The organism is Streptomyces sp. NPDC059582 (assembly GCF_042735715.1).
In the GTDB taxonomy this organism is placed as follows: domain Bacteria; phylum Actinomycetota; class Actinomycetes; order Streptomycetales; family Streptomycetaceae; genus Streptomyces.
In genome coordinates this window covers 1-3,001 of sequence record NZ_JBHWCC010000023.1, presented here as the reverse complement: position 1 = coordinate 3,001, position 3,001 = coordinate 1, and the positions used below count along the sequence as shown (strand labels likewise).

Genomic DNA, 3,001 nt, shown 5'->3' with positions numbered 1-3,001 from the left:
GCTTGGCAACGGCGCGCCGGGCCGGCGGCGGCGCCGCGGGGGCGGGGGGGCCGCCCCCGGGGACCCGTGCGCGCACGAAAGGCATTGGACAGGGGGCGCTGGCCAGAACTTTCGACGCAAGGGGTGCTGAGCTGTATGACAACCACCGACTACTCGACGTCCGTCCCCTACAGGGAGGTGACGGACCGCAACGGCCGCGTGTACCGGATCGGCGAGACCGACCGGGACATCATGAGGCGGCCCCGCTGGACCATGGTGCTCTTCCCGTGGATGGGCATGCTGGGCATCAGTTCCTCGGAGTACGCGTTCACCTCGGCGGAGGACACCCTCCACGAGGCGCATCTGTGGAGCAGTGGGCACATCTTCTGGCTGATGGGCGTCTGGGTGTTCTTCCAGGCCGCGGTGGCCTTCCCGGCCGGACAGCTGCGGGAGAGCGGCAGGCTGCCCGCGCGGTACGCGATGATGCTCGGCGCGCTGGGCACGGTCCTGGGCTATCTCTCCCTCGCGTACGCGCCGCACGTGATCGTCGCCTATCTCGGCTTCGGAATGTGCAGCGGCATCGGCGCCGGCCTCGTCTACGCGACCTGCGTGAACATGGTCGGCAAGTGGTATCCGGAACGCAAGGGCGGCAAGACCGGCCTGGTCAACGGCGGCTTCGCCTACGGCTCGGTGCCCTTCGTCTTCCTGTTCACCTCGTACATGGACCTGAGCAACTACGAGGGCGTCCTGGTGATGGTGGGCCTCGTGTGCTGCGCCGTCGTCGCGTTCGCGGGGTGGTTCTTCAAGGACCCGCCGAAGAACTGGTGGCCGCCGCACGTCGATCCGCTCAAGGTGACCGACGACCCCAAGATCCGGCGGGCGCTGGAGAAGAACCCGCCGGCGGTGAAGCAGTACACCCCCAAGGAGGCCGCTCGTACCCCCGTCCTGTGGATGATGTGGTTCTGTCTGCTGTGCACGGCGGGGATCAACATCTTCGGCATCGCCTTCCAGGTGCCGTTCGGCAAGGACATGGGCTTCGCCGGCGGGATCGTGGCCACCGCGATGTCCCTCAAGGCGATCGTCAACGGCACCGGACGCGGAGTGATCGGCTGGATCTCCGACAAGTTCGGCCGCCGCAACACGCTGATCATCGTGTGTGTGGTGCTGGGGACGGCCCAGTTCGGGGTGCTGGTCTCCGGCCAGATGGGCAGCATGCCGTTCTTCCTCTTCTGCTCCATGGTCTCCGGCTTCGGCGGCGGCGCGATCTTCCCGCTGTTCGCGGCCATGACGGCGGACTACTTCGGTGAGAACCACAACGCCTCCAACTACGGGATGGTCTACAGCTCGAAGCTCGTCTCGGGCCTCGTGGGCGCGGGCGTCGGCTCGCTCGTGGTCCGCGTCTGGGACTACGAGGGCGCGTTCGTCATCGCGGGCTCCATCGGGCTGGCCTCCGCGGTGCTGGCGCTCTTCCTCAAGGCGCCGGGACGGCCGCAGGCGCGACGCCGCATCGTTCCCAACCCGCAACCCCTCGGTGAGGAGATGGCCTGACATGACGGCGGATCCCATCGCGACCGACGGTTCGTCGGCGGACTCCGACGCACACTCCCGTCCCTACCGTGAAGTGACCGACTCCCGCGGCCGCGTCTACCGCGTCGGCGAGACCGACCGGGACATCCTCGGCCACTCCCGCAAGCTCATGGTGTACCTGCCGTGGATCGCCATGATGGCCATCAGCGTCTTCGAGTACGCGTACGGCTCCGCGGAGGACACCCTGTCCCACGCGCACGGCTGGACGCAGAGCAACACCTTCTGGATCCTGAGTGTCTGGGTCTTCTTCCAGGCCGGCATCGCCTTCCCGGCGGGCTGGCTGCGGGAGAAGGGCCTGCTGACCGCCCGCAGGGCCATGTACATCGGCTCCGGCATGTGTGTCGTGGGCTTCCTGTCCCTCTCCCATCTGAGCGATGTCCTGCTGGCGATCGTGGGCTTCGGCGTGGTGGGCGGGATCGGCGCCGGGCTGGTCTACGCGACCTGCATCAACATGGTCGGCAAATGGTTCCCCGAACGCCGCGGCGCGCGGACGGGGTTCGTCAACGGCGGGTTCGCGTACGGCTCGCTGCCGTTCATCTTCATCTTCAACTACGCGTTCGACACCGGGAACTACCACCGGGTGCTGGACCTGATCGGCTGCTACATCATGATCGTGGTGTTCGGGTGCGCGTTCTTCTTCAAGGACCCGCCGAAGAACTGGTGGCCCGCGGACATCGACCCGCTCGCGTTCACCGGCGGCGGGACGAACGCGGCGAGCCTGGCCAAGAACCCTCCCGCGGCGAAGCAGTACACGCCCAAGGAGGCCATCAGGACCGGCATGCTTCCGCTGATGTGGGTCTCCATCGTGCTGACCGCGGGCGTGTCGATCTTCGGGATCTCCTTCCAGGTCGACTTCGCCAAGGAGGTCGGCTTCGGCCCGCTGGTGGCGGCCTCCTCGATGGGCGTCATGGCCGTCATCAACGGCGTCGGCCGCGGGGTCGTGGGCTGGCTGTCCGACAAGTGGGGCCGCAAGTCGACCCTGGTGTTCGTCATCCTCGTGCTGGGGCTGTCGCAGTTCGGTGTGATCCTGGCGGGCGATCTCAGGAGCGAGTGGCTGTTCCTGCTCTTCGCCTTCCTCTCCGGCTTCGGCGGCGGCGCGTTCTACCCCATGTTCGCGGCGCTGACCCCGGACTACTTCGGTGAGAACTTCAACGCCACCAACTACGGGCTGGTGTACAGCGGCAAGCTGATCAGCGGCCTGTTCGGCGGCGGTCTCGGGTCCATGGTGGTCGCGGCCTGGGGCTACAACGGCGCGTACGCGCTGGCCGGCGGTGTCTCGATGGTCGCGGCGGCGATCGCGCTGCTGCTGCGGCAGCCGGGGCAGGTCCGGGAGAACACGCCGACCGTCCGGGCCCAGCCCGCGAGCTGACGGCGGCGAGCGCGGCCCCGGCGCCCTGCGAGCGCGTGCGGCGGCCCTCCCTGGGAGACGGGGAGG

2 protein-coding genes are annotated in these 3,001 nt (G+C 68.1%); both read left to right on the top strand.

Translation table 11 applies throughout. The features are described 5' to 3' along the window. The first annotated feature begins 135 nt into the window (after nt 1–135). Nucleotides 136–1,527 carry an OFA family MFS transporter gene (locus ACFV0T_RS20535; RefSeq protein WP_385780833.1) on the top strand — a complete coding sequence of 464 codons (1,392 nt, stop codon included), beginning with the start codon at nt 136–138 and terminating at the stop codon, nt 1,525–1,527. A 1-nt stretch (nt 1,528) separates the two neighbouring features. Continuing rightward, entirely contained in the window at nt 1,529–2,935 is a 1,407-nt protein-coding gene (locus ACFV0T_RS20530; protein ID WP_385780830.1) for an OFA family MFS transporter, read from the top strand. Nucleotides 2,936–3,001: the final 66 nt, after the last annotated feature.

What these genes read in the sequence shown, in the direction of transcription:
- ACFV0T_RS20535 (WP_385780833.1), top strand. Translation starts at nt 136, where the DNA reads ATGACAACCACCGACTACTCGACGTCCGTCCCCTACAGGGAGGTGACG.
- ACFV0T_RS20530 (WP_385780830.1), top strand. Translation starts at nt 1,529, where the DNA reads ATGACGGCGGATCCCATCGCGACCGACGGTTCGTCGGCGGACTCCGAC.